Origin of the sequence: Shinella sp. S4-D37 (assembly GCF_040812195.1) — a bacterium.
GTDB lineage: Bacteria > Pseudomonadota > Alphaproteobacteria > Rhizobiales > Rhizobiaceae > Shinella.
This window is the reverse complement of sequence record NZ_JBFNXL010000005.1, coordinates 2,409,739-2,433,458: the sequence shown is the minus strand read 5'-3', so window position 1 is coordinate 2,433,458 and position 23,720 is coordinate 2,409,739. Positions and strand designations below refer to the sequence as shown.

The window sequence follows — 23,720 nt, the reverse complement described above, 5'->3', positions numbered from 1 at the left end:
TCCTAATGAATCAATTGTGATTCGGCTTGTCCAGAGGAAAAGGTAACCAAGTCTTAACCATTTCTTATGGTTGGGAAATTGGGGTTCGGTCGCCCCTTATCCCTTCAGCATGCGCTCCACGATATCCGAGACGTCCGAGGACAGTCTCTCCCCGGCGGCGACCGTGCGCAGCGCGTTGCGCGCATGGTCGGAGCGGCCATCCTCGAGCGCCCGCCAGGAGCGCATGGAGGTGAGGATGCGGGCGGCGAGCTGCGGGTTCTTCGGGTCGATCTCCAGGATCTGCTCGGCGAGGAAGCGATAGCCCGCGCCGTCCGCCCGGTTGAAGCCGGTCGGGTTGGAGAAGGCGAAGGTGCCGACGAGCGCGCGCACGCGGTTCGGGTTCGCCCTGTTGAAGTGCGGGCTTTCCATCAGCGCCCTGACGCGGTCCAGCGCGTCGTCGCCCGGAATGGTCGACTGGATGGAGAACCACTTGTCGATGACCAGCGCATTGTCGGCAAAGCGGGCGCGGAAGGTTTCGAGCGCCGCCGCCGTCTCCGGCGCGTCCGGGAAGCGATGGGCGAGCACGGTGAGGGCCGCGCTGAGATCGGTCATGTTGTCGGCGGCGGCGAAGGCTTCCGCGGCGCGGGCCGGCGTGCCGTCGGCGACGGCGAGATAGGCGAGCGCCGCATTGCGCAAGGCCCGCCGGCCGGCGCTCATCGCATCCGGCGTGAAGGCGCCGCTGGTGCGGTGGTCCGTAAAGAGCGCGGCGAAGACGGCGGGATCGCGGTTCGCCACGAAGGCGAGCACGGCTTCGCGGCCGGTGCGGATGGCGTCCGGGTCGTTGTTGCTGGCGAGTTCGCGGGCGATGTCGGATTCGGAGGGGAGGGCGAGCGCCTGCGCCCGGAAGGCCGGCTCCAGCGCCGCGTCGGCCGCGATGGCGATCAGCGTGTCGGCAAGCACCGGGTCGGCCTCGACCGCTTCGCCTCCCCGCGCCTTGCGCGCCGCCGTAACGAGGTTCGGCAGGGCGAGGTCGTTCAGCGCCTGCCAGCGGGCGAAGAGATCGCTGTCGTGGCGGGCGATATGGGCAAGATCCGCGGGCGCCTGCTCGAAATGCAGGTTGATCGGCGCGGAGAAGCCGCGGTTGAGCGAGACGACCGGGCGCGAGGCGATGCCGGAGAAGGCCACCGTCTGGCGGCGCTCCTTGAGGTGCAGCACGTCGCCGGTCACGTCGGCGCCGCTGACGGCGCCCGGCAGCGCTTCGGAACCATCGGCGGAAAGAAGGCCGAAGCGCAGCGGAATGTGCATCGGCTCCTTGGCGGCCTGGCCGGGCGTCGGCGGGATCATCTGTTCCAGCGACAGCGTGAATTCGCCCTTGCCCTGGTCGTAGCTGGACGAGACGCTGACGAGCGGCGTGCCGGCCTGGGTATACCAGAGCGAGAACTGCGCGAGGTCGACGCCGTTCGCCGCCTCGAAGCATTTGACGAAATCCTCGATCGTCGCGGCATCGCCGTCGTGCCGTTCGAAATAGAGGTCCATGCCCTTCTTGAAACCGTCCCTGCCGACGATGGTCGCGATCATGCGCGTCACCTCGGAGCCCTTTTCATAGACGGTCGTCGTGTAGAAGTTGTTGATCTCGCGGTACTTCGTCGGGCGCACCGGATGGGCGAGGGGGCCGGCATCCTCCGGGAACTGCTCGGACTTCAGGTGCCGCACCTCGGCGATGCGCTTGACCGCGCGCGAGCGCTGGTCGGCTGAGAATTCGTGGTCGCGGTAGACCGTCAGGCCTTCCTTGAGGCAGAGCTGGAACCAGTCGCGGCAGGTGACGCGGTTGCCCGTCCAGTTGTGGAAATATTCGTGGGCGATGATCGCCTCGATGTTCGCATAGTCCTGGTCGGTGGCGATCTCGGGATCGGCGAGCACGTATTTGTCGTTGAAGACGTTGAGCCCCTTGTTCTCCATGGCGCCCATGTTGAAGTCGGAGACGGCGACGATCATGAAGATGTCGAGGTCGTATTCGCGGCCGAATACTTCCTCGTCCCATTTCATCGAGCGCTTCAGCGCATCCATCGCATAGGCCGCGCGCGGTTCCTTGCCGTGCTCGACATAGATCTTCAGCGTCACCTCGCGGCCGGACATGGTGGTGAACGTGTCCTCCACCACGCCCAGGTCGCCGGCGACCAGCGCGAAGAGGTAGGAGGGCTTGGGGTGCGGATCGAACCAGGCGGCGAAATGCTTGCCTTCGCCATAGCCGGCACCGCCGAGGAAGTTGCCGTTGGACAGGAGAAGCGGGCAGCCTTCCTTGTCGGCGATGATGTTGACCGTATAGACGGCGAGCACGTCCGGCCGGTCGGGGAAATAGGTGATGCGGCGGAAGCCCTCGGCCTCGCACTGGGTGCAGTAGACGCCGTTGGTGCGGTAGAGGCCCATCAGCTGGGTGTTGGCCTCCGGGTTGATCATCGTCGTGACGGTGATCTCGAAGGGGGCCGTCGCCGGCAGGTCGCGGACCGTCAGGCTGTCGGGCGTGGCGTCGTAGCGCGCCTTGTCCATCTCCATCTGGTCGAAGAGCAGGCTCGTCATGACGAGCTCGTCGCCGTCGAGGACCAGCGGGGCGGCGGGGTCGACGCCCTCGCGGCGGTGGAAGATCAGCCGCGCCTCGACCTTTGTTTCCGTCGGATCCAGTTCGAAGGTCAGGTCGACGCGCTCGAGAACGAAGTCGGTCTGGCGATACTCTGCCAGATGAATGATCCGGCCGTTCTCTGTCCGCATGATATGTCCTGCTCGTTGCCGTCCGGCCGTATCGTTTTCGTACAACGCTACGGGCAGTATGGACGGTCTGCCCCCAAATTCCATGGATTGATAAGCTTATTGGCTTAACATCTCATTTCCATGAGACCTCAAATTGCAATTTTATGCCGTATCGGGACAGTCGAACCCCGTCGCCGATCCGATCAAAATTATCCGCGACGCATCACCAGAATTGATCCCATCCGGCAAGCGATCCGGCTACACTCCGGCCCAGCCTGACCCGGTTCTCCGGTCCCTCCGCAACGCCCGATGCCACGGCCTGCCGGCCGTGACGAGTTCTCCATGGACACGCAATACCCCAACCCCATGCGGGGCATTTCGCTCAAGGTCACGTCCGTGGTGATCTTCCTGTGCATGTCCGCCCTCATCAAGGCGGCCGGCAAGGATATCCCGGCCGGGCAGATCACGTTCCTGCGTTCCGCCTTCGCCATGGTGCCGATCGTCGTCTTCCTCGCCGTGCAGGGCCAGTTGCGCGATGCCTTCCGCACCAACGACATCTTCGGCCATTTCAAGCGCGGCTTCATCGGCATCCTGTCGATGGGCTTCGGCTTCTACGGCCTCGTGCACCTGCCGCTGCCCGAATCGATCGCGCTCGGCTATGCGCTGCCGCTCATCACCGTCGTCGTCGCCGCGGTGTTCCTGAAGGAGAATGTCGGCATCTATCGCTGGACGGCGGTGCTGGTGGGGCTTCTGGGCGTCGCCATCATCAGCTGGCCGCGCCTGACGCTGTTCCGCGAGGGCGGCATCGGCTCCTCGGAGGCGATGGGCGCGCTCTCCATGCTGGCCTTCGCCATGCTCGGCTCCATCGCCATGGTGCTGGTGCGCAAGCTGGTGCAGACCGAGCGCACGCCGACCATCGTGCTCTATTTCTCGCTGTTCGCGTCGGTCTTCTCGCTGGGCACGCTGCCCTTCGGCTGGAACGCGCTCGGCTGGCCGTCGCTCGGCCTGATGGCGCTGGCCGGCTTCTGCGGCGGCATCGCCCAGCTCCTGCTGACCGCGAGCTACCGCTATGCGGATGTCTCCACCATCGCGCCGTTCGAATATATCTCGATCGTGCTCGGTCTCATCATCGGCTATGTCGTGTTCGGCGACGTGCCGACCGAGACCATGCTGGTCGGCACCGCCATCGTCGTGGCCGCCGGCATCTTCGTCATCCTGCGCGAGCACCATCTCGAACTGAAGCGCCGGGCGGTCCTGCGCCACCAGACCCTTCAGGGATAGGCATCAGCGCCATTCCGGCGTCGTCGTGTCCTCGATGCGCGCCTCCGTCGCCGCATCCGGCTGGAGCGCGGCGGCGGCGGCATCGGCGCCGAGCGGCTGGGCGGCCATCGCCTGGTAGTCGGTCTTGACCACGAGGCCGTCGTTCTCCTCGCGCCGGCTGATGCGCCAGGCGGCATAGGCGCCGTAGAGCAGGAAATAGGTCGCCAGCACGACGAAGAGCGCGCCCGGCCCGAACCGGTCCATGATCGGGCCGACCATGATGGGGCCGGAAATGGTGCCGACGCCGTAGACGATCATCATGCCCGAGGAGACCTCGACATATTCGTCGGGCTGCGCGCGGTCGTTGGCATGCGCCACGTTCAGCGCATAGATCGGGAAGATGACCGAGCCGACGAAGGCGGCGACGACGTAGAGCAGCGCCGGCGGCCCGCCGGCGACCGCCGCCATGGCAAGGCAGGAGATCATGCCGACCGCGCCGCAGGCCACCATGACGAGGCGGCGGTCCATCCGGTCGGAGGCGCGGCCGATCGGGATCTGCGAGAGGGCGCTGCCAAGGAGCACGCAGGCAAGCAGCGTCGCGCCTTCCGCCGTGGAAAGCCCGCTGCGCTGCGTGAACACGCCGCCGAGATTGAGCCAGGCGCCGGACATCGCCCCGGCGAGGAAGGCGCCGACGACGGCGACCGGCGAGCGCCGGTAGAGTTTGGCGACATCGAAGCGCGCCTGCGTCGGCGGGGCCGGCAGCGGCGAGGAGGTGAGCGCCGTCGGCAGGAGGGCGACGGAGAAGATGATGCCGCAGAGGATGAAGAGCGAGGTATTGGACGGGTCGCCGAGCGGCACGAGATATTGCCCGCCGATCGTGCCCACCATGGTCGTGATCAGGTAGACGGAGAAGATCGAGCCGCGGTTCTCGTTGGTCACGCGCTCGTTCAGCCAGCTTTCGATGATGAGGTAGCTGCCGGAAATGGCAAAGCCGGATATGGCGCGGAACGCCATCCAGGCGCGCCAGTCGACGACGAGGGCGCAGAGCAGGATGCCGATGGCGAGCAGCGTGATCAGCGCCACGAAGACCCGCACATGCCCGACCAGCAGCACGAATTTCGGCGTGACGATGCAGGAGAGCGTGAAGCCGATCGTATAGCCCGTCGCGATCATCGAGATCGTCTGCGTCGACCAGCCCTCCGCGACGGCGCGCACCGGCACGACATAACTCTGAAGCCCGAAGGCCACCATCATCAGGAGAGTGGACAGCATCAGGCTGAGAATGGAGACGAGGCTCGCCAGCATGGGGGCTCCGGGAGAAGGCGCGTTCGGTGTCGGAGTGTCGCTCTATTGCGCCGGACGCGCGCTGTCCACTGCGACAGCGGCTGGCGTAAAGCGAGAAGATTGCCTGGTGGGTTCGGGACGTGGCGAAATTCCCGATAAAGTTGTGTTATGAAGAGCTGCCAAGGTGGACCTTGGCATCATGAAAGGAGCTGAGACGCTTGAAATTCCGGCTTACAGTTGTCGTTAGGGTATTGGGTTGGCGCCTGACACTAACGATGACTCGATAAGAAAACGGGGATCGGGCTTCGGCCCGGTCTCCACCGGAGGAAAGGGCGTCTCACCTCCTCACGACGGAGACAATAGCACAGCGCCGGCCGCCTTCAAAGTCGCACAGGACTATTTTGCGTCGCCGGAGCGGGCGGGAAACGCGGGCTGGTTGTGCTATGAGGAGGCGCCAGGCCAAAAAAGCCGCGGCAAAACGAAAGGAGGTGAGACGTTTGCGAATCCGGCTTACGCTGACGATCAGGTTCAGGACTTGGCGGTTCACCCTGACGATCAGCTAAGAAAACGGGGATCGGGCTTCGGCCCGGTCTCCACCGGAGGAAAAGGCGTCTCACCTCCTCACGACGAAGACAGTAGCACAGCGCCGGCCGGCTTCAAAGCCGTGGCCGGGCTCAGGTCGGCAGGAAGGCCTTGAGCGGGTCGCGTTGCGCGGCATCGCGCGGCAGGGAAGCCAGCACGGAATATTCCCGGGCGGCGTTCACGGCGGCGCGGATATCGGCAATGTCGGACATCAGCTTGCGAAAGGCGGCCATGGCGTGGCTCCGGGGATCGGTCGGTCTCGAAGAGCGCGGGTCCGCGCCTTGCATCGGTTCAGCGCTGGATGAACTCGGCGAAGAGTTGGACGGGGCGGTTGATGCGGGCGAAGCCGGCGGCGGTGAGCTGCTCGTTGGCCGGGGCGGCGATGCCGCCGAAGTCGTGTCCGGTGCGCAGACCGGAATGGCGGAGCGTCTCGAAGCTCGAATGGATGGGCCGAAAGCGGGCGGTCATGAATCGATTCCTTAAATCCTGTCCCTCCCGTATCGTCATATTGCGCCGCAGCATCGATTTTGCAATGCGACATTCTGCCCGGCAGATATGTGCAAATCGCATGACTGCTGAAACATTTTGTTCATGCTTGCGGCATGATTCTGGCGGGCCTGCCGATCAATCGCAAGGCTTGAGGGCTAAGCCATTGAAAAACATGAAGTTGACTCTGGTCGTCAGCCCCTGAGCCCTGCACGGAAAGCAAGCAGGTCCTGCCAGGCGAGGCGCTTGCTGACCGGGGCGGTCACCAGATCCTGCGGGTGCAGCGTCGCAAAGGCCGCAATCGTGCGGCCGGAAACCGCCACTTCCCGCCATTCTCCCCGCAATTGATGGATTGTGTCGTTGGAGCGCAGCAGGAAGCGCGCGGCGAAATTGCCGAGGATCAGCAGGTGATTCGGTTCGGCGAGCGCGATCTGCCGCTCGATGAACGGCCGGCAGATATCGGCCTCGCGCTGCGAGGGCGGGCGGTTGCCCGGCGGACGCCAGGGAACGATATTGCTGAGGAGGAGATCGGCCCGGTCGAGCCCGATGCCCGCGAGCATGCGATCGAGCATCGCGCCCTGCCGGCCGGAAAAGGGCTGGCCGTCGCGGTCGTCGTCGGCATTCGGCATGGCGCCGATCACCATGACAGACGGTTTCGCATTGCCCTCGGCGAAGACGAGGCAGCGGGCGCTGGTCTTCAGGTTGCAGCCGTTGAAGGCCTCCATCGCCGTGCGCAATTCGTCCAGCGAGCGGGCGTTGCCCGCCGCGAATTCGGCCTCGGCCACCGCCTGGCTGTCCGGTATCGCGACATTGGGCAGGGCATTTTGCTGGGGCGCGGGGGCCGCGGCGCGCGTCGGCTCCTGCCGGGCCGGCACCAGCCGGGCGCTCTGCTGCGGGGAGGGGGCGGTTTCCCGCGCTGCCTGCAGGCCGCGCGCCGCGCGCATCGCCTCGAATTCGGCGATGCGGTCGACGGCCTCTTCCTCCAGCAGCCATTCGACGCCGGCATCCGCATAGAAATGCAGGAGCGATCGAAGCTGTGCGGGGTCGAGGGCGTTCGCGGTGGTCATGGCCGTACCTTAGCGAAGCGGCTTGCCGGAGGAAAGCGCCGCCGTCATCTTCAGGCCGCCCATTGCGCCACGTCGTCGCTCTCGCCGATCAGCGCAAGGCCGTGGGCGATCGACAGCAGTTCGCCGCCGCTCTCGATGCGGTCCGCGTCGAAGCGGCGGGTGAAGATGCGCCTGACGGCCGGCACGAAGGAGGTGCCGCCGGTCAGGAACACCTTGTCGATGGCGCCGGGCGCGATGCCGGTCTTGTCCAGCACCTCGTCCAGCGCACGCTCGATGCGGGCGAGATCCGGCGCGATCCAGTCCTCGAAATCGCTGCGCCTGACCGTCTTGCGGCCGGCGGCGCCGAGCGGGGCGAAGTGGAATTCCGCCTCGTCCGCCGCCGACAGCGCCATCTTGGTGGCCGAGATCGCCTGGTAGAGCGGATAGCCCTCGTCATGCTCGACGAGATCGATGAAGAGTTCCAGCTTCTCCGGCGCGAGCGACGAGCGGACCAGCGACTTGAGGTCGGCGAATTCGCGCGTCGTCTTGAAGATCGAGAGCTGGTTCCAGCGGGCGAAGTTGGCATAGTAGCCGGACGGCACCTCCAGCACCTTGTCGAAGCTCTTGAAGAAGCTGCCCTTGCCGATCTCCGGCGCGACGAGGCGCTCGATCATGCGGGAATCGAAATGGTCGCCCGCGATGCCGACGCCCGAATGGCCGATCGGCCTTGCCGTCAGCCGGCCGGCCTGCCGCTCGAAGCGGATCAGCGAATAGTCCGTCGTGCCGCCGCCGAAATCGGCGACCAGCACGGTGGCGTCGCTCTTCAGCGTCTGCGCGAAATAGTAGGCGGCCGCGACGGGCTCGTAGACATAGTGGATCTCCGGAAAGCCGAGCCGCGTCAGCGCCGCGTTGTAGCGTTCGAGCGCGAGCGCCGGGTCGGGGCTCGCGCCGGCGAACTGCACCGGCCTGCCGGCGATGACGCGCGAGACGTCCGCCGGCCATCCGTCGCCCGCATAGGCCTTCAGCCGGCGCAGGAACACCTCCATCAGGTCGTCGAAGGCATGGCGGCGGGCAAAGACCAGCGTGCCCTGGAAGAGGGCGCTCGCGGCGAAGGTCTTGATCGACTGGAGGAAGCGGCAATCGCCGGGATTGTCGATGAACTGGCGGATCGCGGCCTGTCCCGCCTCCACCTTCAGCGCCTGCGCGCCGACGACGGGATCCTTCATGAAGGACAGCGCCGTGCGCATCGTGTCGGTGACGCCGACGCTGCTGGTGAAGGTCATGGACCGTGTCGCCGCGGCGTCTTCGGAAAGCGCCAGAACCGTGTTCGTCGTGCCGAAATCAAGCCCGAGTGCCCGCGCCATCGCCGTGCCCCTCCGATCGTCGAAAATGTGTTGAAGCGGGGCGTAAGCCCCGCGCGAAAGGCGCGTCGGCGCGCCCGGAAATGGGAGAGCGCGCCAGATGGCACAGGCGGGCGGGGAAGGCAAGGGGGGAGGTATGATTGCCCCTCGGCCTGATCTTCTCCCCGAGGCGGGAGGCCTATTGCCTATGGAGTTTGGCGTTGCCCCATCCCCTTCTCCCCCGTGGGGGAGAAGGGAGAACGGCAACGGTTTCCTTCCATGTGCGATGGGCTGCCGGACGAGGGTTGGCCCCCGATGCCTCAGACCGACCGCGCCGCCCCGCCGTCGCAGCGGATGAGGCTGCCGGTGACGTAGCTGGCCGGCGCGCTGCACAGGAAGGCGGCGGTGGCCGCGAATTCCTCGACCGCGCCGTAGCGCCGGGCCGGGATCGCCCGTTCCGAGGCGGCGCGCACCTCCTCCACGCTCCTGCCGCTGCGCTCGGCGGCGGCGGTGTCGAGGCTCTTCAGGCGGTCCGTCATGATGCTGCCGGGCAAAAGCATGTTGCTGGTGATGCCGTATTCGGCGACCTCGCTTGCCAGCGTCTTCGACCAGCCGGCCAGCGCCGGGCGCAGCGTGTTGGACAGCGCCAGGCCCGGGATCGGCTCGATGACGCCGGAGGAGGCGACCGTCAGGATGCGCCCCCATCGCTGCTCCTTCATGACGGGCAGCAGCCGGTTGGTGAGCGTGATGATGCGCAGCACCATGGACTGGAAGTAGCCGGCCAGCTTTTCCGGGCTCATGTCCTCGGTGGAGCCGGGCGTCGGCCCGCCGGAATTGTTGACGAGGATATCGACCCCGCCGAGCTTTTCCCGCACCGCCTGCATCAGCGTCTCGACGACGTCCTCGTCGCTAAGATCGGCCTGCACCCAGTCGGCCCGCCCGGGACCTTCCGCATTGATGGCCGCGCAATTCTTCGCCAGCGTCTCGACGCTGCGCCCGCACAGGAGGACATGCGCGCCTTCGCGGGCGAGCGCTTCGGCAATGCCCTTGCCGAGGCCGCGGGAGGAGGCGAGGACGAGGGCGCGCTTGCCGGAAATTCCGAGATCCATGGGGTCTGTCCTATGTTCGGGGCGTATCGGTGCGATAGGGCACCTTGCCCGGATTGAAGAGGTTTTTCGGGTCGAGCGCGGCCTTGACGGCCTGCGCCACGGCGCGGCGCGATGCATTGCCGTAGCTCAGATAGGCACGGCGCTTTTCCGTTCCCACCCCGTGCTCGGCGGAAAAGCTGCCGCCGAGGTCCGCAATGCCGGCATAGACCGCGTCCTCGATCGGCGCCTTGGGGCCCGGGGCGGAATAGCCATTGCCGATGACGGAAATGTGCAGGTTGCCGTCCGCTATATGGCCGTAGACATAGGCGTCCAGGCCGGGATCGACCGCTTTCAGCCGCTGCCGCAGGCCGGCGACATAGCCGTCGAGCGCGCCCGGCGGCACGGAGACGTCGAAGGAGGAGGCGGCCGGGAAATGCCGGTACATGAAGTCGCCGTCCTCGCGCAGCGCCCAGAAGCGCCGTGCCTGGTCGAGCGAGGCGGCGACGGTGCCGCAGGTCAGCCCGTGCGCCTCCCAGAGGGCGGCAAGGCCGTCCTCCAGCGCCGCGCGGGCTTCCGTCTCGCTGCCGGCGGAGATCTCCATCAGCAGGATCGCCGGCGTATCGGCCTCCAGCCAGCCGAGGTCGAAGCCCTTGTCCGCCGCGCTGTCACGCAGATAGCGCTGCCACATCAGTTCGGCGCCTTCCAGTTGCAAGGCGGGCCGGCCGCGGAAATGGGCGATGAGGGCGAGGGCGGCCGTGGCATCCGGCACGCCGACGAGCGCGGTGGCGCGCATCGGGTTGAAGCTTTCGAGCTTCAGCACGGCGCGGGTGACGAAGCCGTAGGCGCCTTCCGAGCCGATGAGCAACTGCTTGATGTCAGGCCCGGCGCTGACCTTCAGCACGCGCGTCAGGTCGCAAAACAGGCTGCCGTCCGGCATCACCGCCTCGATGCCGAGCACCTGGTGGCGCATCACCCCGTTGCGGAAAGCGAGGATGCCGCCCGCATTGGTGGCGATCATGCCGCCGATGGTGGCGCTGCCGCGCGCGGCGATATCGATGCCGGGAATGAGGCCGATCTCCGCCGTCGCCTCCTGCAGGGCCTGGAGCGTGACGCCGGCGCCGACCGTGACGGTGCGGGCGAGGGGATCGATGGCCTCGATCCGGTCGAGGCGGGCGGTGGAGAGGATGAGCTCGCCCGGCTGGCTGACGCTGCCGCCGACGAGGCCCGTGCGCCCGCCCTGCGGCACGACGGGCACGTCGTTTTTAATGCACCAGCGCACCACGGCGGCCGCCGCCTCGGGCGTTGCCGGCACGGCCATGGCGCCGGCGCCGAAATTGCTGGCATGCTCGCCGGGATGCCGGTCCGCCAGCCGGTCGCCGCCGATAAGGTGGAGCGCATCGCCGAAATCGTTCAAGTCGCGTTGGAGGGATCGGATAATCTCGGACATGTTCCCGTTTCCTCTGCCGATGGGCCGGCTCGAATGCGTAGTGCGGGGGGAAGGCGGAATCAAGCAGGCAAGGGGCGACGCCGACGGTAATCGATTGACGTTCACGTTAAGGTCAATAAACTTCCGGCCCTGTCATGACGTCATGCGCAAATGCAGGGAAAGTCTGTCGCAGAACGGCTCGACAAGACTTTCGGCATTTGTCATGACAGGCCGACCCGAGGGAATTGCCGCGGCTTTTGAGGGGTTGCGGGGTGGAGAGACGAATGAGCGAACACATGGACCTGCCCGAACGCGAAAGCATGGAATTCGACGTGGTGGTCGTCGGCGCGGGACCTGCGGGCCTGTCTGCTGCGATCCGGCTGAAGCAGGTGAACCCCGACCTTACCGTCGTCGTCTTGGAAAAGGGCTCGGAAGTCGGCGCCCATATCCTCTCCGGCGCGGTCGTCGATCCGATCGGCATCGACCGCCTCCTGCCCGACTGGCGCGAGGATGCCGACCATCCCTTCAAGACCGAGGTGACGGACGACCACTTCCTGCTGCTCGGTCCTGCCGGTTCCGTGCGCCTGCCGAACTTCGCCATGCCGCCGCTGATGAACAACCACGGCAATTACATCGTCTCGCTCGGCAATGTCTGTCGGTGGCTGGCGACCAAGGCGGAAGAGCTCGGCGTCGAGATCTATCCCGGCTTTGCCGCGACCGAAGTGCTCTACAACGACGAGGGCGCCGTCATCGGCGTCGCCACCGGCGACATGGGCATCGAGCGCAATGGCGAGCCCGGCCCGAACTACACCCGTGGCATGGCGCTCTTGGGAAAATACACGCTGATCTCGGAAGGCGTGCGCGGCTCGCTCGCCAAGCAGCTGATCCAGAAATTCGATCTCCAGAAGGATCGCGAGCCGCAAAAATTCGGCATCGGCCTGAAAGAACTCTGGCAGGTCAAGCCCGAGAACCACAGGCTCGGCCTCGTGCAGCACTCCTTCGGCTGGCCGCTCGGCATGAAGACCGGCGGCGGCTCGTTCCTCTATCACCTCGAAGACAACATGGTCGCCGTCGGCTTCGTCGTGCATCTCAACTACAAGAACCCCTATCTCTTCCCCTTCGAGGAGTTCCAGCGCTTCAAGACGCATCCGGCGATCCGCGGCACCTTCGAGGGCGGCAAGCGGCTTTCCTACGGTGCGCGTGCCATCACCGAGGGCGGCTACCAGTCGGTGCCGAAGCTCTCGTTCCCGGGCGGTGCCTTGATCGGCTGCTCGGCCGGCTTCGTCAACGTGCCGCGCATCAAGGGCAGCCACAACGCCGTTCTCTCCGGCATCCTCGCCGCCGAGAAGCTGGCGGATGCGATTGCGGCGGGCCGGGCCAATGACGAGCCGATCGAGATCGAGCAGGGCTGGCGCGACAGCGCCATCGGCTCGGACCTGAGGAAGGTGCGCAACGTCAAGCCGCTGTGGTCGAAGTTCGGCACGGCGGTGGGCGTGGCGCTCGGCGGCCTCGACATGTGGACCAACACGCTCTTCGGCTTCTCCTTCTTCGGCACGCTGAAGCACGGCAAGACGGATGCGCAGTCGCTCGAACCCGCCGCAAAACACCAGCGCATCGACTATCCGAAGCCGGACGGCGTGCTGACCTTCGACCGCCTCTCCTCGGTGTTCCTGTCGAACACCAACCACGAGGAGGACCAGCCGGTCCATCTGCAGGTGAAGAACCCGGAACTGCAGAAGACGTCGGAACTCGACGTCTATGCCGGCCCGTCCACGCGCTACTGTCCGGCGGGCGTCTACGAATGGGTGGAGAAGGACGGCAGGCAAGTCTTCGTCATCAACGCGCAGAACTGCGTGCACTGCAAGACCTGCGACATCAAGGACCCCAACCAGAACATCAACTGGGTGCCGCCGCAGGGCGGCGAAGGGCCGGTCTATCCGAACATGTGAGGAGTGGGGAGCCGGCCAATCCGCCGGCTCTTCCCCGCCACGCTCGGTCCTCGATTTTTCGCAGTTTCCTTCGACTTCCGCTTAGCTTTCCAACTCCAACTTCATTTCCACCTTCCCTTCCTCCATCCTCCTCCCTCTCTTCCGTCATCCTCGGGCTTGACCCGAGGATCCACACCCCCGGGCAGGCCCTGACTTCGTGGCATGGATCCTCGGGTCAAGCCCGAGGATGACGGAGGTTGGGGAGAGTGTCTGTGGACACATGTCCTCATGCGCATGTCCGCGCTCGCCCTTCCGTCAGCGACGGGCGAGGCGGGGAGGATTGCGCGTCTGCGGACATACGGCCCGCTTCCGATGCCGCCCTTTTCCCGCCACGCCCCTTAACGCTCTCTGCAACCCTCGCGGGCCGCTTAACGCTCGATTAACCATAACCGCATAATTTCCGGCCCTGAGGACGAAAATTCAAGGGGCTTTAACCATGTCGATTTCCCGCCGCGGATTCCTGCTCGGCGCATCCGCATTGCTCGCCGGCTGCGCGACGAACGGCACCGGCGACCGCGCCAATTACGGCGACCGGCTGGACGAGAAGTTCCCGCTGAAGGCGATTCCGCTCGACAAGATCAAGCCCGACCTGCGCCGCCAGGAAGTCGCCTATGCCACCGGCCATGCGACCGGCACCGTCGTCGTCGACACGCCGGCCCGCCGGCTCTACTACGTGCTCGGCAACGGCCGGGCGATGCGCTACGGCATCGGCGTCGGCCGGCAGGGCTATTCGCTGGCCGGCAACGCCACTATCGGCCGCAAGGCGGAATGGCCGACCTGGACGCCGACGCCGAACATGATCCGCCGCGACCCGAAGAAGAACCTGAAATATGCCGGCGGCGTGCCCGGCGGGCTCAACAATCCGCTCGGCGCCCGCGCCATCTACCTCTACCAGAGCGGCAACGACACGATGTTCCGCATCCACGGCACCAACCAGCCGTGGTCGATCGGCGAGGCCATGTCGAGCGGCTGCGTGCGCATGCTCAACCAGGACGTGATCGACCTTTACGCCCGGGTGCAGCCCGGCGGCCGCGTCCACGTCATCCAGGGCCGCCGCCAGGCCTGACGGGCAACACGGTTGCGACATCGCGCCTTTGCGGGCGAAAAGGACGGGTCGGCTTTCGCCGGCCCTTTTTGCGTTTTCATTCTTTGAAAAAGCTGAATTGCATCATAACATTGCCGTTGCGGCCCAATGCTTGGACAAAGTCGGGGCCGTCGCGCGAATTTGACCTTTCCATGACGCATAGGGGTCAATGGCAGACGCATTCGTAGCGGCATTCGAACCCGTAGCTGCAAAAGTCGAGGCTGCGGTATCGTGGAAAGAGAAGGCCCTCGACTGGCCCTGTCCAAGAAGGATCCGCATGGGATCACGGGCCCGGCGCCGGCGGTGCAGCGGGCCCTTGTCGGCACAATGACACCGCCGAAATGAGGGAACGGATATGAAACATCTTCTTGCTTCCACCTGCCTCGTCGCCGGCCTCATGGCCATGACGGGTGCGGCGCGCGCCGAATGCGGCGACGTGACCATCGCCAGCATGAACTGGCAGAGCGCCGAGGTTCTCGCCGCGCTCGACAAGTTCATCCTCACCGAAGGCTATGGCTGCAACGCCGAGGTCATCGTCGGCGACACGGTTCCGACCATCACCTCGATGATCGAGAAGGGCGCGCCGGACCTGGCGCCCGAAGGCTGGGTCGACCTGCTGCCGGACGTCGTCAACCGCGGCATCGAGGAAGGCAAGCTGATCGGCGCCGCCGTGGCGCTTTCCGACGCCGCCGTGCAGGGCTGGTGGATCCCGAAATACGTCGCCGACGCCCATCCCGACATCAAGACGATCGACGACGCGCTGAAGCATCCCGAACTGTTCCCGGATCCGGAAGACAGCTCCAAGGGCGCCGTGCACAACGGCCCGCAGGGCTGGGGCGGCACGGTGGTGACGAGCCAGCTCTACAAGGCCTATGGCGGGGAAGCGGCGAACTTCACGCTGGTCGACACCGGTTCGGCCGCCGGCCTCGACGGCTCCATCGCGAAGGCCTACGAGCGCAACGAAGGCTGGGTCGGCTACTACTGGGCGCCGACCGCCCTTCTCGGCAAGTACGAGATGGTCAAGCTCGACCACGGCGTGCCCTATGACGCCGCCGAGTGGAAGCGCTGCAACACGGTCGCCGATTGCCCGGACCCGAAGAAGAACGACTGGCCGAAGGACAAGGTCCAGACGCTCGTCACCAAGAGCTTCTCCGAGCGTGCCGGCGCCGAGGTGATGGACTATCTCAACAAGCGCGCCTGGTCGAACGATACGGTCAACAAGCTGATGGCCTGGATGACCGACAACCAGGCGAGCGGCGACGACGGCGCCAAGCATTTCCTGGAGGAGAACGAAGCCCTCTGGAAGGACTGGGTCTCGCCGGACGCGGCCGAGAAGATCAAGGCCGCTCTCTGATCGGCGGCCGATGAACGGGGCGGCGCGTCGCGGGCGCGCCGCCCTTCGCCTTCGTTTTAGCGCATGCCTTTGGTGCAAATCGCCGCGCACTTTCCCTCGGCATGCTTCAGGGTAGGCTCATATAAGCCGGCGCAAGACCGGCCGGAGCCGAAGGGGATCGACATGGACTGGTTTACGAAATTTCCGACGATGGACGCGGGCGCCTTGCGCGACCTCAAGAAGCTGATCGACGAGGGCTTCCGCGGCTTCACGCGCGCTTATGGCGACAGCATCGAATCGATCTTCGTGCCGCTGCAGCATTTCCTGATCTGGTCGGAACGCTTCATGACGCGCACTCCCTGGCCGATCATCCTGCTGCTGATCGCCGTCATCGCATGGTTCGCCAGCCGCAACTGGAAGATCGTCGCCGGCACGATCGCGACGCTTCTGGTGATCGGCTATCTCGACATGTGGGACGATACGATGAAGACGGTCTCGATGATCTTCGTCTGTACCGTTCTGTCCATCGCCATCGGCATTCCGATGGGCATCCTCATGTCGCGCTCCGACCGGCTGCAGAACGTGATCAACCCGATCCTCGACGTCATGCAGACCATGCCGAGCTTCGTCTATCTCATCCCGGTCGTCATGCTGCTCGGCATCGGCAAGGTGCCAGGCCTCATCGCCGTCGTCATCTACGCCATCCCGCCGATGATCCGCCTCACCAATCTCGGCATCCGCCTCGTCGACAAGGATGTGCTGGAAGCCGCCGACGCCTTCGGCTCGTCGAGCTGGCAGAAGCTGAAGAACGTACAGATGCCGCTGGCGATGCCCACCATCATGGCCGGCATCAACCAGACGATCATGATGGCGCTCGCCATGGTCGTCATCGCCTCGATGATCGGCGTGCAGGGCCTCGGCCAGCCGGTGCTGAAAGCCATCTCCAACCAGTATTTCACGCTCGGCATCTTCAACGGCCTCGCCATCGTCGGCATCGCGATCATCTTCGACCGCGTCAGCCAGGCCTTCGGCAAGCGCCTCCAGAAGCACCGCGAGATCATTCACGGTTGATCCGACCGCCACGCGCGAGGGAAGGCGCCCCGGCGAAAGCCGCGGGCGCTTTTTCTTTTCGACGAGGAGAACCGCCCCGACGAGCGGCGTCGGGGCGGTTGGGACGGCCGGAGAGGCAGGGCCGTCCGGGGCGTGGCTCCGGAGAGGGGGAGCGACGCCCGGCCTGTCGTCAATGCGCGGCGGCGACAGGCGCTTTGCCGGATTTCCAGGCGACGACCATCAGCGCGCCAATGACGGTGATGTGCTCCATCACCACGTAGAACTCGATGGTGCGCAGCGGCTCCTGCATGGTCCAGAAAGTGTGCGCGATGGGGATGGTGAGGGCGGTGAAGACGGCAAGCATGCCGGCGCCGAGCCAGGTCCAGCGGTTGGCGATGATCAGCGCGGAGCCGGTAAGCTGGGTGGCGGCGGTGGCGATGTTGAAGAGGACCGGCGGCTCCAGGCCGAAATGCGCCATCTCGGCGACGCCGGCGTTGAAATCGGCAAGTTTCGCGATGCCGGAGAGCCAGAACATCGAAGTGAGGATCGTGCGGGCGAGGAAGCCGAAGATGCGGCTGCCGGTGATGCTTTCGATAAGCGCGGACATGCAATGTCTCCAGGAGCGTTCATGGGCCTGCGGAGTGTCTTTCGACCGTTCTCCGATTGCAACCCGCCGTTTCATTCGTCGTGTTCGGCGGGTTGCGATGGCCTATTTCTACCAGAGTCCCGGCCGAGCCCTGTCACCCCGGTAACAGGCGCGCAAACGAAGACGGCGCCCGGAGGGGCGCCGTGCAGTTCGTTCCGGTCGTGTCGGTTCACTCGGCCGGGCAGGCCGGTGTCGCCGCGGGCTCGGCCTTTTCCAGCGCTAGCGAGACGAGGAAGACGCCGAAGCCGACGACGGCGGTCGCCGCGCCCACGAAGCCCATCGAGCCGTAGCCGTAGCCGGCGCTGATCGCCATGCCGCCGAAGAGCGCGCCGAGCGCGTTGGCGACGTTGAAGGCGGAGTGGTTGAGCGCGGCGGCGAGCGTCTGCGCGTCGCCGGCCACATCCATAAGCCGCGTCTGCAGCGCCGGGCCGACGACGAAGCTGCAGCCGATGAGGAAGCAGCAGACGGCGAGCAGGACGGGGTTCTCGGCCGTCAGCGACAGGCTGACCAGCACGAAGAAGTAGAGCGCCAGCGACCAGCCGATGGTGCGCATCAGCGAGAGGTCGGCAAGCTTGGCGCCGAAGATGTTGCCAACGATCATGCCGCAGCCGAAGATGGCCATGATGACCGGCACCATGCCGACATTCAGCCCGGCGACCTCGGTGACGATCGGCGAGATGTAGGAGAAGACCGCGAACATGCCGCAGAAGCCGCTGGCGGCGATGCCGAGCGTCAGCCAGACCTGCTTGCGCTTCAGCGCGCCGAGCTCCGTCAGCGCGTTGATGCCCTTCGGGGCCTTGTCGCGCGGCAGGAAGACGGCGATGAGCGCGACGGTCAAAAGGCCGGTGATGCCGACCGCGATGAACATGAACTGCCAGTCGAACAATTGGCCGAAGAAGGCGGCGAGCGGCGTGCCGATCAGCGTGGCGACGGTAAGCCCCAGCATGACCTTGCCGACCGCCTGGGTGCGCCTGTTGACCGGCACCATGGAGGCGGCGACCAGCGCGGCGACGCCGAAATAGGCGCCGTGCGGCAGGCCGGACAGGAAGCGGAAGAGGATGAAGCTCTTGAAGGTGGGCGCGATGGCGCTGGCAAGGTTGCCGGCGGCAAACAGGCCCATCAGCACCAGCAGCAGGTCGCGCCGGCGGAACCGCGCGCCGATGACCGCGATGACCGGCGCGCCGACGACCACGCCGAAGGCATAGGCGCTGATGACGTAGCCGGCCTCGGCCGTCGTCACGCCGAAGGTGGCGCCGACATCCGGCAAGAGGCCCATGATGGCGAATTCGCCGGTGCCGATGCCGAAGCTGCCGACGGCGAGCGCCAGGATGATGAGGGTGACGGTGAGCGACGAAAGCGGCGGCTGCCCGGAGGAGAGGGCGGCAGGGGGCAAGGCATGTTCGGACACGGGTGGCTCCGCAGGAATGATCCACGCGCGGACGATCGGCGACAGACCCGGCACGGGCGGCCACTCCTCCTGGCTGCTGATGCTGTGTGGTCCGGCCGGCAGGGCCGCGATGGGGAAAGACGATGCGGCCGGCCGGCGTACTCCCGACGCAGGCGACCGGGCGGCAATATATCAGAGAAGGCGGCGCTGCCTACTGCGATTTTTCACCTCCTCGCGGATTTGGCCGGGGTGCCGCGCTCACGAATTCTTGCAGTGTGTTTCGCGCCCGCCCGCTAATCGCCGCTTTCTGGCTTATCTAATGGATCGAATTCATCCACCGGGCGTTCTCGGCCTAGATGCGGAGTATGCGAATGAGAGTACAGGCGATATTCAACAGGGACGGAGGGACGTTCCGCACCACCGACATGGAGGCCTATGCCCGCCACGCGGAAAAGGTCTTCTATGAGGCGGGGCACCACCTCGACTGCGATATCGTCGAGGGGGCCGATATCGAGATGGCACTCACCCGCTGCGCGGAGCGCACGGATCTCGACGCGATGCTGGCCGGCGGCGGCGACGGCACGGTCTCGGCCGCGGCCGGCCTTGCCTGGCAGAGCAAGATGCCGCTCGGCATCGTCCCCGCCGGCACGATGAACCTCTTTGCCCGCTCGCTGAACATCCCGCTCGACATCTGGCAGGCGATCGACGCGCTGGCGGACGGCGACATCGCGGCGGCCGATATCGGCACGGCGGACGACCGGGCCTTCGTGCACCAGTTCTCCGCCGGCCTGCACGCCCGCATGGTGCGCCTGCGCAACGCCATGACCTACCGCTCGCGCCTGGGCAAGATCGTCGCCAATACCCGCGCTGCCGTCGGCGTCGTCTTCGATCCGCCGGAATTCGAGGTGGAATTCAACGTCGACGGCGTCGAGGAGCACCGGAAGGTCTCGGCCATCAACGTGTCGAACAACCGTTTCGGCGAGAACGGCCTGCTCTATGCCGACGACCTCACCGGCGGCCATCTCGGCTTCTACACGACGAAGCCGCTGAAGCCGGCGGGCGTGGCGAAACTCGCCTTCGACATCCTGCGCGGAAAATTGCGGGAAAATGCCGACGTCATCGAAATGACCGGCACGGAGGTCGACCTGCATTTCCCGAGGGTCGACCGGGCGATCAACTGCGTCATCGACGGCGAACTCCTGCCGATGGACCGCGACGTCTCGATCCGGCTGCATCCGGGCGAACTGAAGGTGATGGTGCCGAAGGTGCAGGCGAAGGCCATGGCGACGGCCGAGCCGGCGGCGGCTTGAGGGGTAGCGTCTGGGGGTGCCCTACGAACGGCCATTGTTTGAGGAAAACGGCACGGCCTATCTCCTTCTCCCCGCTTGCGGGGAGAAGATGGCCGGCAGGCCGGATGAGGGACGGGCGGTGCTCTAAATCCGCGGCAGATAGGTCTGGTAGTCGAAATCCGACACCGTGCGCAGGTAGACGATCGCCTCCTTGCGCTTCGTATCGCCGTAGAGCTTCTGATACTCCGCCCCGAAGGCGTCCTTGATGAAGGGCGAGGCGGAGAACTCTTCCACGGCCGTCAGGAAGTCGTGCGTCAGGCGCTTGGCGTCGGGCGCTTCCTTGCCCGGTTCCGTCACCGGGCCCGGATCGAGCTCGTTGTCGAGACCGAGCAGGATGCCGCCGAGGATGGCCGTCAGGAGCAGGTAGGGGTTGACGTCGGCGCCCGCCACGCGGTGCTCGACGCGCGCGGCCGGGCCGTCCTTGTCCGGAATGCGGATGGCGGTGCCGCGATGGCCGAAGCCCCAGGTGAGATCGACGGGGGCGAAGGAGCCCGGCTGGAAACGGCGGTAGGAATTGGCGAAGGGCGCGAAGACGAGCTGGGCGTCGCGCATCGTCTGCAGCATGCCGGCGCAGATGGACTTCAGCTTCACCGGATCCCCGCCCCGGGCGTCGAGGATGTTCCTGCCGTCCCCGTCGATGACGCTGCAATGCACATGCAGGCCGGAGCCGGCATGCTCGGCATAGGGCTTCGCCATGCAGGTGGATTTCAGGCCGAAGCGGGGCGCGGCCTGTTCGGCGATGCGCTTGAGGTAGATGCAGTCGTCGGCGGCGGCGAGCGCATCCGGCCGGTGCAGGAGGTTGATCTCGAACTGGCCGGGGCCGAACTCGGCCGTCGTCGCATCGGCCGGCAGGTCCATGGCCTTCGCCCAGGCCCGTACGGTCTGGAGATAGCCGTCGAGCGCATCCGTCGCGCGCATGTCGTAGAGCTGGAAGCCGTTGGGCTCGCCGCGATACATCAGCGCCGCCGGCGGGCGCGGCTTGCCGGTTACGCGAAAATCGTCCTCCACCACGTAGAATTCCAGCTCCGTCGCGACGACGGGCGTCAAACCCCTGTCTTCGAAGCGCTTCAGCATGCGGGCGAGAATGGCGCGCGGGTCCATGAAGGAGGCGGTGCCGTCGAATTCGTGCATGGTGGCCAGCACCTGACGCGAGCCTTCCGGCGCCCAGGGCATGGCGGCAAGCGAGCGGCGGTCGGGAATGCACACGCCGTCCGGGTCGCCGACGGAAATGGAAAGGCCCGTTATGTCGTCATTGTCGTCGCCCCAGATGTCGAGCGACTGGGTGGAAGAGGGCAGGCGCACCGAACCGTCCCAGATCTTCTTCTCGCCCTCGGGCGGAACCTGCTTGCCGCGCAGGTCGCCGTTCATGCCGACGAGGAGGATTTCGATACGGGCCGGGGCATCGGTGGGTGCATTGGCGGGCGGCGAACCGGCTGCCTTCTTGTCGTTTGTCATGGTGCCTGCTTCGGTTTGGCGGGAAGCATGGACAAGAAATTTTGCTTGCGCCCGATCTCTTGCCAAATGCCTGTTGTATGGGCATTTTCGTAACCCATTCTGTCCCGCCGTTCAATAAGGCGAGGCCTACCACCAGGGATGTAGTCAAATGTCGAACAGCAGTGCAGCAGCCGTATCCAACCTCGGTGCCCTCGATGCCGCCCATCATCTTCATCCCTTCTCGGACATGAAGAAGCTGAACGCGACCGGCACGCGCATCATCGAACGCGGCGAGGGGTGCTACATCTTCGACAACCACGGCAAGCGCTATCTCGACGGCTTCGCCGGCCTCTGGTGCGTCAATATCGGCTATGGCCGACGCGAGATCGCCGACGCCGTCCTGCGCCAGATGAACGAGCTGCCCTACTACAACACCTTCTTCGGCACCACGACGCCGCCGGCGGTGCTGCTGGCGCAGAAGATCACGTCGCATGCCGGGCCGAACATCAACCGCGTCTTCTTCACCGGCTCGGGCTCCGAGGCCAACGACACCTGGTTCCGCATGGCCCGCGTCTATTGGGGCGCCGTGGGCAAGCCGACCAAGAAGGCGGTCATCGCCCGCAAGAACGGCTATCACGGCTCCACCGTCGCCGGCGCCTCGCTCGGCGGCATGAAGTGGATGCACGAGCAGGGGGATCTCCCGATAGCCGGCATCCACCATATCGACCAGCCCTTCTGGTATGCCGAGGGCGGCGACCTGTCGCCGGAGGAATTCGGCCTGAAGATGGCCCGCCAGCTGGAGGAGAAGATCGACGAGCTCGGCGAGGACAATGTCGCCGCCTTCGTCGCCGAGCCGATCCAGGGCGCGGGCGGCGTCATCGTGCCGCCGGCCACCTACTGGCCGGAAATCGCCCGCATCTGCAAGGCGAGGAACATCCTGCTCGTCGCCGACGAGGTGATCTGCGGCTTCGGCCGTACCGGCCACTGGTTCGGCCACCAGCATTTCGGCGTCGAGCCGGACCTCGCGCCGATCGCCAAGGGCCTATCTTCCGGCTATCTGCCGATCGGCGGCGTCATGGTCTCCGACCGCGTCGGCAATGTGCTGGTCGAGGAGGTCGGCGACTTCAACCACGGCTTCACCTATTCCGGCCACCCGGTCTGCGCCGCCGCGGCGCTGGAGAACCTGCGCATCATCGAGGAGGAAAAGCTCGTCGAGCGCGTGCACGACGATATCGGCCCCTATCTTGCCGCGGGCCTGAAATCGCTGGAGGACCTGCCGATCGTCGGCGAGGTGCAGCAGGTCGGCCTGATGGCCGCCGTGCAGCTCGCCGAGGACAAGTCAACCCGCAAGCGCTTCGAGGACAAGGAAAAGGCCGGCGTCACCGTGCGCAACCATTGCCTGGAGAACGGCCTCGTGCTGCGCGCCACCGGCGACCGCATGCTCTTCTCCCCGCCGCTCGTCATCACCCGTGCGGAAGTCGATGAGATGATCGACATCACCCGCAAGGGGCTGGAGCATGCCTGGAAGGTGATGACGGCCTGAGACGATTCAAGCGATCCGAAGGCCGAGATGCTCGGCCATCGGATTAAAATCCCTGTCGGCATGGAGCAGGCTATGGCCGTGCTCCATGCAATAAGTGCCGATGATGAGATCGGCGGTCTTGCGGATGGTGATGCCTTTTGAACGAAGAAGGCGGAAGTTCGCGGCTGCTTTCACTGCAATTTCCGGCGAAAGCATCGTGACGTGCGCGAAGGCCGCCAACTCCTTCTGCAGGTAAGTCGCATGCTTATCGCTGCGAGCGCCGCGCAGAACTTCCAGTAAGACGATATCGCCAACGATGATTTGCGCCGGGTTCGAAATTGCCCTGAGCCGCATGACCTCGGGCGTGTCACGGTCATGGATCAGCGCGATCCAGACGGAACTATCGACAGCGATCATTCCGCAGCGTCTGGAAGCAATTCTTCGTCCGGATCGATATCCGTGCGCATCTCGTCGAGGTCACCCTCCCAGCCCAAGCCGCGAAGGTTTTCGAGAGCGTCGCGGCGTTCCCAATTTTGCACGAGTTCACGAAGCGCGAGATCCACGATGGCCTTCTTCGTGGGCAGGCCGGTGAATTCTTTCGCTTTCGCAATCAAATCGTCATCGAGATCGATGTTCGTGCGCATGGCAACCTCGCATGTGTATGAAACACGAAAATCATACACCAAGGCGA

The 23,720-nt window shown here is 65.5% G+C and carries 20 protein-coding genes; 7 read left to right on the top strand and 13 right to left on the bottom strand.

The genetic code is table 11. The features are described 5' to 3' along the window. Positions 1 to 96: 96 nt before the first annotated feature. Positions 97 to 2,745, bottom strand: a complete 2,649-nt coding sequence (gene pepN, locus AB3G45_RS19385; RefSeq protein ID WP_367832092.1) for an aminopeptidase N — start codon at positions 2,743 to 2,745, stop codon at positions 97 to 99. Positions 2,746 to 3,066: 321 nt separating this feature from the next. On the opposite strand from pepN, the gene AB3G45_RS19380 reads away from it, so the two are divergent. After that, positions 3,067 to 4,005 carry a DMT family transporter gene (locus AB3G45_RS19380; protein WP_367832091.1) on the top strand — a complete coding sequence of 313 codons (939 nt, stop codon included), beginning with the start codon at positions 3,067 to 3,069 and terminating at the stop codon, positions 4,003 to 4,005. A gap of 3 nt (positions 4,006 to 4,008) precedes the next feature. Here AB3G45_RS19380 and AB3G45_RS19375 read toward each other — a convergent pair whose 3' ends face one another. The 7 genes from AB3G45_RS19375 to AB3G45_RS19345 form a co-directional block, all read right to left on the bottom strand. Beyond that, positions 4,009 to 5,289, bottom strand: coding sequence for an MFS transporter (locus AB3G45_RS19375; protein ID WP_367832090.1), 1,281 nt, complete (start codon positions 5,287 to 5,289; stop codon positions 4,009 to 4,011). 653 nt (positions 5,290 to 5,942) lie between these two features. After that, positions 5,943 to 6,083, bottom strand: a complete 141-nt coding sequence (locus tag AB3G45_RS19370) for a hypothetical protein (RefSeq protein WP_367832089.1) — start codon at positions 6,081 to 6,083, stop codon at positions 5,943 to 5,945. A gap of 58 nt (positions 6,084 to 6,141) precedes the next feature. After that, positions 6,142 to 6,318: a hypothetical protein gene (locus AB3G45_RS19365; protein ID WP_367832088.1), complete on the bottom strand. Its 177-nt coding sequence runs from the start codon at positions 6,316 to 6,318 to the stop codon at positions 6,142 to 6,144. 212 nt (positions 6,319 to 6,530) lie between these two features. Next, the gene (locus AB3G45_RS19360) at positions 6,531 to 7,403 is read right to left on the bottom strand and encodes a uracil-DNA glycosylase family protein (RefSeq protein WP_367832087.1); all 873 of its coding nucleotides are present in this window, start codon (positions 7,401 to 7,403) and stop codon (positions 6,531 to 6,533) included. Between the two features lie 50 nt (positions 7,404 to 7,453). After that, a complete protein-coding gene (locus tag AB3G45_RS19355) occupies positions 7,454 to 8,746 on the bottom strand; it encodes an Hsp70 family protein (protein WP_367832086.1) in 1,293 nt (430 codons plus the stop codon). Between the two features lie 296 nt (positions 8,747 to 9,042). Next, positions 9,043 to 9,831, bottom strand: a complete 789-nt coding sequence (locus AB3G45_RS19350) for an SDR family oxidoreductase (RefSeq protein ID WP_367832085.1) — start codon at positions 9,829 to 9,831, stop codon at positions 9,043 to 9,045. A gap of 10 nt (positions 9,832 to 9,841) precedes the next feature. Beyond that, on the bottom strand, positions 9,842 to 11,257 hold the full coding sequence (locus AB3G45_RS19345) for an FAD-binding oxidoreductase (protein ID WP_367832084.1): 1,416 nt from the start codon (positions 11,255 to 11,257) through the stop codon (positions 9,842 to 9,844). 263 nt (positions 11,258 to 11,520) lie between these two features. Here AB3G45_RS19345 and AB3G45_RS19340 point away from each other — a divergent pair, with 263 nt between their 5' ends. The 4 genes from AB3G45_RS19340 to AB3G45_RS19325 all read left to right on the top strand — a co-directional run bounded on the left by AB3G45_RS19340 (position 11,521) and on the right by AB3G45_RS19325 (position 16,712). Then, positions 11,521 to 13,185, top strand: coding sequence for a 4Fe-4S dicluster domain-containing protein (locus AB3G45_RS19340; protein ID WP_367832083.1), 1,665 nt, complete (start codon positions 11,521 to 11,523; stop codon positions 13,183 to 13,185). Positions 13,186 to 13,660: 475 nt separating this feature from the next. Continuing rightward, a complete protein-coding gene (locus AB3G45_RS19335) occupies positions 13,661 to 14,290 on the top strand; it encodes a L,D-transpeptidase (RefSeq protein ID WP_367832082.1) in 630 nt (209 codons plus the stop codon). A 373-nt stretch (positions 14,291 to 14,663) separates the two neighbouring features. Beyond that, the gene (locus AB3G45_RS19330; RefSeq protein WP_367832081.1) at positions 14,664 to 15,662 is read left to right on the top strand and encodes an ABC transporter substrate-binding protein; all 999 of its coding nucleotides are present in this window, start codon (positions 14,664 to 14,666) and stop codon (positions 15,660 to 15,662) included. A 162-nt stretch (positions 15,663 to 15,824) separates the two neighbouring features. Continuing rightward, positions 15,825 to 16,712, top strand: coding sequence for an ABC transporter permease (locus AB3G45_RS19325; protein WP_367832080.1), 888 nt, complete (start codon positions 15,825 to 15,827; stop codon positions 16,710 to 16,712). A 169-nt stretch (positions 16,713 to 16,881) separates the two neighbouring features. Here AB3G45_RS19325 and AB3G45_RS19320 read toward each other — a convergent pair whose 3' ends face one another. Continuing rightward, the gene (locus tag AB3G45_RS19320; protein WP_367832079.1) at positions 16,882 to 17,298 is read right to left on the bottom strand and encodes a DoxX family protein; all 417 of its coding nucleotides are present in this window, start codon (positions 17,296 to 17,298) and stop codon (positions 16,882 to 16,884) included. A gap of 208 nt (positions 17,299 to 17,506) precedes the next feature. After that, entirely contained in the window at positions 17,507 to 18,745 is a 1,239-nt protein-coding gene (locus tag AB3G45_RS19315) for an MFS transporter (protein WP_367832078.1), read from the bottom strand. 350 nt (positions 18,746 to 19,095) lie between these two features. On the opposite strand from AB3G45_RS19315, the gene AB3G45_RS19310 reads away from it, so the two are divergent. Continuing rightward, positions 19,096 to 20,034, top strand: coding sequence for a diacylglycerol kinase family protein (locus AB3G45_RS19310; protein WP_367832077.1), 939 nt, complete (start codon positions 19,096 to 19,098; stop codon positions 20,032 to 20,034). A gap of 123 nt (positions 20,035 to 20,157) precedes the next feature. On the opposite strand, the gene AB3G45_RS19305 is transcribed toward AB3G45_RS19310, so the two are convergent. Continuing rightward, complete coding sequence (locus AB3G45_RS19305) at positions 20,158 to 21,528, bottom strand: glutamine synthetase family protein (protein WP_367832076.1); 1,371 nt, start codon at positions 21,526 to 21,528, stop codon at positions 20,158 to 20,160. Between the two features lie 148 nt (positions 21,529 to 21,676). Here AB3G45_RS19305 and AB3G45_RS19300 point away from each other — a divergent pair, with 148 nt between their 5' ends. Further along, complete coding sequence (locus tag AB3G45_RS19300; RefSeq protein ID WP_367832075.1) at positions 21,677 to 23,050, top strand: aspartate aminotransferase family protein; 1,374 nt, start codon at positions 21,677 to 21,679, stop codon at positions 23,048 to 23,050. A gap of 6 nt (positions 23,051 to 23,056) precedes the next feature. Here the strand turns inward: AB3G45_RS19300 and AB3G45_RS19295 are convergent, their stop codons facing one another. Both AB3G45_RS19295 and AB3G45_RS19290 read right to left on the bottom strand, forming a co-directional pair. Next, entirely contained in the window at positions 23,057 to 23,446 is a 390-nt protein-coding gene (locus AB3G45_RS19295) for a PIN domain nuclease (protein WP_367832074.1), read from the bottom strand. Next, on the bottom strand, positions 23,443 to 23,673 hold the full coding sequence (locus tag AB3G45_RS19290) for a type II toxin-antitoxin system VapB family antitoxin (protein ID WP_367832073.1): 231 nt from the start codon (positions 23,671 to 23,673) through the stop codon (positions 23,443 to 23,445). Before AB3G45_RS19290 ends, AB3G45_RS19295 begins: the two co-directional genes overlap by 4 nt. Positions 23,674 to 23,720 lie beyond the last annotated feature (47 nt).

Coding starts and splice junctions, on each gene's coding strand:
- AB3G45_RS19345 (WP_367832084.1), bottom strand. CDS start 11,257: ATGTCCGAGATTATCCGATCCCTCCAACGCGACTTGAACGATTTCGGC.
- AB3G45_RS19380 (WP_367832091.1), top strand. CDS start 3,067: ATGGACACGCAATACCCCAACCCCATGCGGGGCATTTCGCTCAAGGTC.
- AB3G45_RS19330 (WP_367832081.1), top strand. CDS start 14,664: ATGAAACATCTTCTTGCTTCCACCTGCCTCGTCGCCGGCCTCATGGCC.
- AB3G45_RS19375 (WP_367832090.1), bottom strand. CDS start 5,289: ATGCTGGCGAGCCTCGTCTCCATTCTCAGCCTGATGCTGTCCACTCTC.
- pepN (WP_367832092.1), bottom strand. CDS start 2,745: ATGCGGACAGAGAACGGCCGGATCATTCATCTGGCAGAGTATCGCCAG.
- AB3G45_RS19295 (WP_367832074.1), bottom strand. CDS start 23,446: ATGATCGCTGTCGATAGTTCCGTCTGGATCGCGCTGATCCATGACCGT.
- AB3G45_RS19370 (WP_367832089.1), bottom strand. CDS start 6,083: ATGGCCGCCTTTCGCAAGCTGATGTCCGACATTGCCGATATCCGCGCC.
- AB3G45_RS19365 (WP_367832088.1), bottom strand. CDS start 6,318: ATGACCGCCCGCTTTCGGCCCATCCATTCGAGCTTCGAGACGCTCCGC.
- AB3G45_RS19360 (WP_367832087.1), bottom strand. CDS start 7,403: ATGACCACCGCGAACGCCCTCGACCCCGCACAGCTTCGATCGCTCCTG.
- AB3G45_RS19320 (WP_367832079.1), bottom strand. CDS start 17,298: ATGTCCGCGCTTATCGAAAGCATCACCGGCAGCCGCATCTTCGGCTTC.
- AB3G45_RS19290 (WP_367832073.1), bottom strand. CDS start 23,673: ATGCGCACGAACATCGATCTCGATGACGATTTGATTGCGAAAGCGAAA.
- AB3G45_RS19305 (WP_367832076.1), bottom strand. CDS start 21,528: ATGACAAACGACAAGAAGGCAGCCGGTTCGCCGCCCGCCAATGCACCC.
- AB3G45_RS19350 (WP_367832085.1), bottom strand. CDS start 9,831: ATGGATCTCGGAATTTCCGGCAAGCGCGCCCTCGTCCTCGCCTCCTCC.
- AB3G45_RS19325 (WP_367832080.1), top strand. CDS start 15,825: ATGGACTGGTTTACGAAATTTCCGACGATGGACGCGGGCGCCTTGCGC.
- AB3G45_RS19300 (WP_367832075.1), top strand. CDS start 21,677: ATGTCGAACAGCAGTGCAGCAGCCGTATCCAACCTCGGTGCCCTCGAT.
- AB3G45_RS19335 (WP_367832082.1), top strand. CDS start 13,661: ATGTCGATTTCCCGCCGCGGATTCCTGCTCGGCGCATCCGCATTGCTC.
- AB3G45_RS19310 (WP_367832077.1), top strand. CDS start 19,096: ATGAGAGTACAGGCGATATTCAACAGGGACGGAGGGACGTTCCGCACC.
- AB3G45_RS19340 (WP_367832083.1), top strand. CDS start 11,521: ATGAGCGAACACATGGACCTGCCCGAACGCGAAAGCATGGAATTCGAC.
- AB3G45_RS19355 (WP_367832086.1), bottom strand. CDS start 8,746: ATGGCGCGGGCACTCGGGCTTGATTTCGGCACGACGAACACGGTTCTG.